Source organism: Candidatus Cloacimonadota bacterium, from assembly GCA_034722995.1.
Classification (GTDB): Bacteria; Cloacimonadota; Cloacimonadia; order JGIOTU-2; family JGIOTU-2; genus JAGMCF01.
Map to the genome: position 1 here is coordinate 1 of JAYEOL010000029.1, position 7,547 is coordinate 7,547.

A 7,547-nucleotide genomic window follows, 5' to 3' on the forward strand; every position below is an offset into this window, starting at 1 on the left:
AGACTTTGTATGCTTCATCCAGATTTTGAATTTGTTGGTTCCAAATCAGAAGAAAATTTCTGGTCAAAAAGAAATTACCTTCCTCTATATCATCTTACTGAAGGATTAACTAATAAGATTTTCAGAAAGATTATCTTAAATGTCTTCAAAAGTGAGTTTAAGATATCAGAAACGATTCCTGAGAATATTCTTATAGTTCAAGAGCTATTACCAATTAATCAGGCGTTAAGGAAAATTCAAATGCCAGAAGTAGAAGATGATATTACTTCATCTAGAAATAGATTTATATTTGAAGAATTGTTTTATCTTCAGTTGATGCTCGCGAGAAGAAAAGTCCGCTGGCATAAGTCTGAAGGTATTTCAATGCAAATCAAAAAGATTTATACTACTCAATTAAAGAATATGCTGCCTTTCAAGCTTACCTCTGCTCAGAAAAGAGTTTTGAATGAGATTGTGAAAGACATGAAATCACCATTTCAGATGAATCGTCTTTTGCAAGGAGATGTTGGGTCAGGCAAGACAATTATTGCCCTTTTTGCGATGTTATTGGCAATTGAGAACGGATATCAGGCAGCTATTATGGCACCAACGGAAATACTTGCTACTCAACATTATTTTGCCATTTTGGAGTTTTTAAAGAAGATTGATGTAAAAATTGGTTTACTTCTTGGCGGGAATTATAAAGGAAAGAAAAAATTAAAGGAGCATATATCAAAAGGGGAGATTGATATTGTAATTGGCACGCATTCTTTGATACAAAAGGATGTAGTTTTTAGAAAACTCGGAATCGTTATCATTGATGAACAACATAGATTTGGAGTTATTCAAAGACACTCATTGACTCAAAAGGGACAAGTGCCCGATAAAATAGTTATGAGTGCCACTCCTATTCCTCGATCCTTAGCATTAACAGTTTATGGAGATTTAGATATTAGTATAATAGATGAACTACCGCCAAATCGTAAGGAGATTTACACAAGTTGGATTACTCAGGATAAAAAACCCCAGGTTTACAATTTTATTAGTAAAGAAATATCAAAAGGAAGACAGGTGTATGTAGTTTGTCCTTTAGTAGAAGAGTCAGAAAAATCTTATTTTCGTGATGCCACCAATACTTATAAGAAATTGAAGAGTAGTGTATTTCGTAATCATAGAGTAGCTCTATTGCATGGGAGAATGTCCAATCAAGAGAAAGATGAAATAATGCATGATTTTAAAAATGGAAAAATTGATGTGTTAGTTTCAACAACTGTAATAGAGGTTGGAATTGATGTTCCAAATGCGACAATTATGATGATTGAACATGCTGAACACTTTGGTCTTTCACAATTACATCAATTAAGAGGAAGGGTCGGTAGGGGTGCTTTTAAATCTTATTGTATTTTAGCGGCTTATGAACCAATTAGTGAAGAAGCTCTATTACGTTTGAATACTATGAAAGAAACTAATGATGGCTTTAAGATTTCTGAAATAGACCTTGAGATTCGTGGACCCGGAGAATTCTTTGGAACTGAACAGTCAGGTATGCCAAGATTTAGAATTGCTAATATTGTGCGAGACAGAAAAATATTAGAACAAGCTCACAAGATTGCTTTTCAGATAATTTCTGAAGATTATGATTTGAATTTAGAGAAATATAAATTTCTAAAAGAAAAATATAAGAAGGATTTTTTGAGAAGAGAAAGATTGTTTAGTTTTTGATAAGTTCTGTAATTAATCAATATGGAAAAGTGGAAATCCAGTGGAAATGATTTTCTAAATGGATAAGAATTCAAAGAACTTATTTAAAAAAATAAAGCAACAAATTTGACTACCTGTAATTAGGGATAGAAAAACCAAAAATAATTTAAAAGATTAGTATGGAAAAAACTGATTACAAAATTTTAGTGATAATTTTTATAATTAGTTTAATTTTCTATGGTCTAACTTTAGCTCCAACTGTTCTTTGGGGAGATGATGCCCAATACCAAAGACTTGCTAATAGTTGGAGTGTTAAAATGATTCCAAGAGGACACATATTATATTCATATCTTGTTAAAATTGTAAATATTATTCCTTATTTCAAACTTGCAGCAAAGGTTAATTTTTTCTCAGCTTTATGGGCATCTTTAACTCTGGTGTTATTATTTTTAATAATTTTTTTTATAACACACGACAAGTTCTCAAGTTTATTGGGCATAGTTATATTTGGTTTATCCCATACATTCTGGTTACATGCAGTAAGAGCAGAAGTACACACTTTGCAGTTGTTTCTTATTGCATCATCTTTGTATTTATTATTGAAATGGTATAAATCAAACGGTAAAGGGTTATTATTTTTTTCCTTTTTAATAATAGGAATTAGTCTATGCAATCATATTTTAAGTGTTGGTTTAATCCCAGCAATGCTATTTTTGGTTCTAAAAAAGTCTCCGAATTTAAAATTATCTATAATTACAGCAACACTTGGTCTTATGCCAGGTATCTTAATATTATTATTTATTAGAACTGATTCTATTTCAGTATTTAAGATTTTAGGTGATATTTTTTTTGAGCATAATTTCCCAATATTGAAGAACTTGCTTCTATTTATTCTTTTTCTTATTTACCAATTTATAATTTCAATTTATTTCGGAATTCAAGGTATAAAGTCTTTATATGAACAGAACAAACTAATTTTTTACTTTCTTTCATTTACGTTTTTAGGCAATCTTTTAGAAGTAATTATTCTCCCCATTCATGATCAATATGTGATGTTCCTCCCTGCCTTTTTTGTTTTTGCAATTTTTGTAGGTATGGGTATTTCTTGGTTATTCAAAAAATATAGAATGAACATATTTAAAAAAATAAGTTTCACAGTGTTAATCTCTTTAATACTAATAATTACCTATTGGGGAACACCAATTTTTTTGAAACATTTTAAAATTAATATAATAAATATTCGTTCGCTTCCCAACAGAGACAATTTCACTTTTTTTCTATTTCCACCTAAAAATAGCTATTATGGGGCTTATGATTTTGCCCAAATAACATTAGGTAATTTGCCAATGAGATCTGTTATTTTAGCTGATTTTACTATTGCACAACCGTTATTATATCTTCAAGAGGTTGAAAATTTTAGAAGAGATATTGAGATAAGGGATATTGAGCCTAAAGGGGGCAAACAAACTCAATATTTGCTTGAGAAGAATAAAACACATTCTGTTTTTATAGCTGATAATAATAAGTATTACAGTATCGAGGAATTTAAGGAATATTTCGAAATCATTCCCTTTGGAGATATTTATCAATTAAATAAAATATTTTAATCCATATAATAAAATACTATTTGTAATTTTTTACAGAATAGTAAATCTATTCACATCCACCAATCCTTTGTCAGTAAGCTTAATATCTGGTATTACTTCAAGAGCCAGAAAGGATAGACTGCCAAAAGGTGATTTAAGGTCAGAACCCAAACTCTGAGCTTCTACATTTATTCTATCTAATTCAATAGCCACCTTATGATAATCATTAAGGCTCATTAAACCAGCCACGGGCAACTTCATTATTGATGCTTTGCCTTTACAAGAAGAACTTAATCCCCCTTGATTTTCTATTATTATATTTACCGCTGATTTTATATCTTCATCATTTGTCCCAACTGCTATAATGTTATGACAATCGTGAGCTATACTGGAAGCAATAGCACCTTTTTTCAAGTTAAATCCATGAACCTGACAGGTTGAGATATTTCCTTTTTTGTTATATCGTTCAACTACCACCAATTTTAGAATATCTTTATCTAATGCGATCTCATTTTCAGTATGAATATTTAACTCTTTTGTAATAATAAGCCCATCTTTCACCTCAATAATATGATTATAATATTTATAAGGGATTTTGGGGATAGTGCTAATTTTTTCAGCTTTTAAAGTTTTGAGAATATTATTAGGAATTGACAATTCGGTTTCAACCGGAATAGTTTTTCCATTTTGATATACAATGTTTCCATTGAAAATTACAATTTCAGGTATGAAATCAATAAGATTATTCAATATTTGCAGGTTTGCCTTTTTACCTTTCTCAACGGTTCCAATATTATCTAATTTGTAATATTGTGCAGTATTAAAAGATGCAGCTCTTATTGCTCTTATAGGATTTATACCCAAACTTACAGTTTTTCTAACATTAAAATTTATATGACCATTTTTAATAATATCAGAAGCCAATTTATCATCACTACAGAACATAATATTATCTTTGTATTCATTTAGAAGTTGATAGCATTTGTCAGGACATTTTTCAGCAGAGCCTTCTCTGATGAAAATATTCATTCCAAGAGAAAGTTTTTCTATCATCTCATCATAACTGGTTGATTCGTGGTCATCTGTAATTCCTGCATTTATGTATTTTTTTAAGTTATCTCCAGAAAGATGAGGAGCATGACCGTTTACGATTTTGCCTTTTTCTTTTGCAATTTTTATTTTTGCTAATATTTCAGGTTCATCATTTATTACTGCGGGGAAATTCATTACTTCACCAAGTGCGATAACTTCTTTATATTCAAACATTTTTCTGATTTCTTTTATACCAATTTTTGCCCCAGATGTTCCAAGAGAACTTGCAGGCACGCAAGAAGGTGCTGTAAGAAATACATCAATTCTTGCTTTTTTACTTTCCTCTCGGAAATATTCAAATCCTTCCATTCCAGCAACATTACAGATTTCGTGACAATCAGCTATGATAGTAGAAGTGCCTTGTCTGAGCACAGCTTCACCAAAATGGAATGGGGTTAGATTACTGCTTTCAATATGAAAGTGAGCATCTATAAAACCGGGGCTAAGAAATTTGCCTTTGCCATTTATGATTAACCTTGCAGAGATAGGGGAGTTAGATATTTTAATTATTTCACAATTATTGATTCCAACTGAAGCGTGGAAAATAGTTTCGTTTATGACATCAATTATATTAATATTGTTTATAGCAATATTCATAGATTTTTAACCACCTTTCGCCTGCAAAATAGTAGTCACAAATCCGTCTGGTTGAAACAATTCTTTAGTCAACAGCTGAATATGAACTGGTTCAATGCTTTCTATCTTTTTTATAATTTTATCAATAGGTTCAACATTATTGGTATAAATATACTGCCTTGCTAAACGATTCATTCTTGCGGTTGTGCTTTCAAGACCCATAACCAAACTGGATTTTAATTGTGCCTTGATAGTTTTTAATTCAGATTTTGTTACAGGCTTTTCAATAAGCAGCTGCAGTTCTGATTGTATTAATTTCAGACATTTTTTACTGTTTTCCGGATTTGTTGCAGCATAAACCCCAAAACATCCAGTATCGTGGAAAAAGTCAGTAAAAGAATGAATATCATAAGCAATCCCATACTTTTCACGAATATTTTGAAATAGTCGTGAACTCATTCCAATAGATAGGATAGAATTCAAAACAAGTAATGTAAAACGGTTTTCGTTAGTATATGGAAATGTTCTTATGCCTGTGCAAATATGAGTTTGATTATTCGCCGCATCATAGTAAATATTCTCTCTTTGTTTTATTTCGCTTGCAGGTGAGAATATCCTTTTTTCATTCTTTAATGGTCTTGATTTGTCCAAAGGAAAATATTGATTTGTATATTTAACTAATTCTTCGTGTTCAAGAAAACCTGAAGCAGTAATTATAATTTTTTTTGGATGATAATTTTTGGAGATAAAATCTATACAGATATTTTTATTGATTTTTTTTATATCATCTCTATATCCTATAATTGGATATCCAAGTGGATGGTGAGGGAATAAATTTTCATAAAATCTTTCAAAGATGAGTTCACCAGGGTCATCTTCAATCTCATTGATCTCATCAATAACCACATTTTTTTCCTTTTCAATCTCTATGTCTGGAAAGATAGAATTTTGAATTATATCAGAAAGCAAATCAATACTTTGCTTTAGATGCTCACTTAATATGCGTGCATAATAACAGGTAAATTCTTTGCTGGTGAATGCATTAACAGTTCCGCCTAAAGATTCAAGATAATGTGCAATTTCATACTTATTGCGTTTTTCAGTTCCCTTGAAAAGCATATGCTCAAGAAAGTGAGCAACTCCACGATTATCTGGATTTTCATCCCGAGAACCTGTTTTAATCCATATCCCTACTGCTATTGAACGAACATAATCTATCTTTTCAGATAGGATTGTTATTCCATTTTCTAAAGTTGTTTTTTGATATGACATAATATTATATTATCGTATTATAAATAAGAACTTTGTTTTTGGGACAAAAATTAAATTACAAATTTCAAGAGCCAAATAATTTACCCTGTGAATTCCCGATAAAATCGGGACTTCCTATTTCACAGGGCAGGTAAATATCAAATTCAAAATCCTAAATAACAAATAAATTCTAATCATTGAAGCAAAATGTTTTGGTCATTGAATTATTGGATTTTGAAGTTTATTTGGAATTTGAAATTTGTTACTTGCCATTTGTGCTTTACAACTCCATTTTTTTAATTAATCTTAGTTTGATATTAACTTATTTTCATTTTCTTTTTAACTTCTTCAAAAATAGCATCAGGAACATAATCTTTTATTTTTCCGCCTAAACTAATAATTTGCTTTACCATGCTTGAACTAAGATAAAGATATTTACTTTGTGGAGTGAGAAAAACAGTTTCAACATCTTCACATAGTGAGCGATTAGCAAGTGCTAACTGCAATTCATATTCAAAATCTGATACAGCCCGTAATCCTCTAATCATTACAATACTTCCCTTTCTTTTTACATAATCTACAGCCAGTCCGTCAAATGCTTCAACTTCTACATTAGCTATATCCTTAGTTGCAATTTCTGCAAGATGGACTCGTTCTTCAGAAGAAAAGAGACATTTCTTGTTTGTTTCTTTAGCAATTGCTATTATAACTTTGCCGAATATTTTACAAACTCTTTCAATTATGTCTATATGACCATTGGTGATAGGGTCAAATGTGCCTGGGTAAATTGCTATGTTTTTCATATTTTATTCATATTCCTATGTATTTTTTTGTTCTCGGTTTCTAGTTTCAAGTATCCCACCTTCGCTATGCTTCGGTGGACAGGCAAGTTTCCAGTTTTCCCCCTGAGGAGGATCCACCTTCGGTGGACAAATTTTATTCCCTTTTTGCCATAATTCTTTCTATCTCTTCAATTTCCTTTGGAATCATTGATGAAAGGACTTCACATCCATTCTTAGTTACCAGGACATCATCTTCTATTCTTACACCAATCTTTTCCTCTTTGATGTAAATTCCTGGCTCAACAGTAATAATATTCCCAACCTGCAGTTTTTCTTCTCTATTACTTAAATCATGTGTATCTAATCCGAGATGATGACTAACTCCGTGCATATAATACTTTTTGTATTCTTCGCTACTATCAGTCGCGGCTGGGACGCGCCCAGACGGAGAGGGAGATACTTTGGATTTTTTCGTGATTAATTTTAATCTGAAAAGTGTTTCCGTGACTAATTCAATAGTTTTAGTCTGCAATTCCTTAATAGTAATGCCAGGTTTTACTGAATTAATTATTTTCTTCTG

Annotated in this window: 6 protein-coding genes; 2 read left to right on the forward strand and 4 right to left on the reverse strand. The window is 31.0% G+C overall.

All coding sequences use genetic code 11. From position 1 onward, the window contains the following. Together recG and U9R23_03925 are read left to right on the forward strand one after the other, a co-directional pair. On the forward strand, window positions 1-1,701 hold a 1,701-nt coding region (recG, locus tag U9R23_03920; GenBank protein ID MEA3475576.1), incomplete at its 5' end, for an ATP-dependent DNA helicase RecG. Between the two features lie 158 nt (window positions 1,702-1,859). After that, window positions 1,860-3,287, forward strand: coding sequence for a DUF2723 domain-containing protein (locus U9R23_03925; protein ID MEA3475577.1), 1,428 nt, complete (start codon window positions 1,860-1,862; stop codon window positions 3,285-3,287). Window positions 3,288-3,317: 30 nt separating this feature from the next. Here U9R23_03925 and ade read toward each other — a convergent pair whose 3' ends face one another. The 4 genes from ade to U9R23_03945 all read right to left on the reverse strand — a co-directional run. Then, window positions 3,318-4,955 carry an adenine deaminase gene (ade, locus tag U9R23_03930; GenBank protein MEA3475578.1) on the reverse strand — a complete coding sequence of 546 codons (1,638 nt, stop codon included), beginning with the start codon at window positions 4,953-4,955 and terminating at the stop codon, window positions 3,318-3,320. A gap of 6 nt (window positions 4,956-4,961) precedes the next feature. Continuing rightward, window positions 4,962-6,206, reverse strand: coding sequence for a pitrilysin family protein (locus U9R23_03935; protein MEA3475579.1), 1,245 nt, complete (start codon window positions 6,204-6,206; stop codon window positions 4,962-4,964). Window positions 6,207-6,502: 296 nt separating this feature from the next. Beyond that, entirely contained in the window at window positions 6,503-6,988 is a 486-nt protein-coding gene (coaD, locus tag U9R23_03940; protein MEA3475580.1) for a pantetheine-phosphate adenylyltransferase, read from the reverse strand. A 133-nt stretch (window positions 6,989-7,121) separates the two neighbouring features. Continuing rightward, window positions 7,122-7,547: M24 family metallopeptidase (locus U9R23_03945; protein MEA3475581.1), on the reverse strand; the 426-nt coding region annotated here is incomplete at its 5' end.

Excerpts from the sequence above, each read along its gene's own strand:
- ade (MEA3475578.1), bottom strand. The coding sequence starts at position 4,955 with ATGAATATTGCTATAAACAATATTAATATAATTGATGTCATAAACGAA.
- U9R23_03935 (MEA3475579.1), bottom strand. The coding sequence starts at position 6,206 with ATGTCATATCAAAAAACAACTTTAGAAAATGGAATAACAATCCTATCT.
- U9R23_03925 (MEA3475577.1), top strand. The coding sequence starts at position 1,860 with ATGGAAAAAACTGATTACAAAATTTTAGTGATAATTTTTATAATTAGT.
- coaD (MEA3475580.1), bottom strand. The coding sequence starts at position 6,988 with ATGAAAAACATAGCAATTTACCCAGGCACATTTGACCCTATCACCAAT.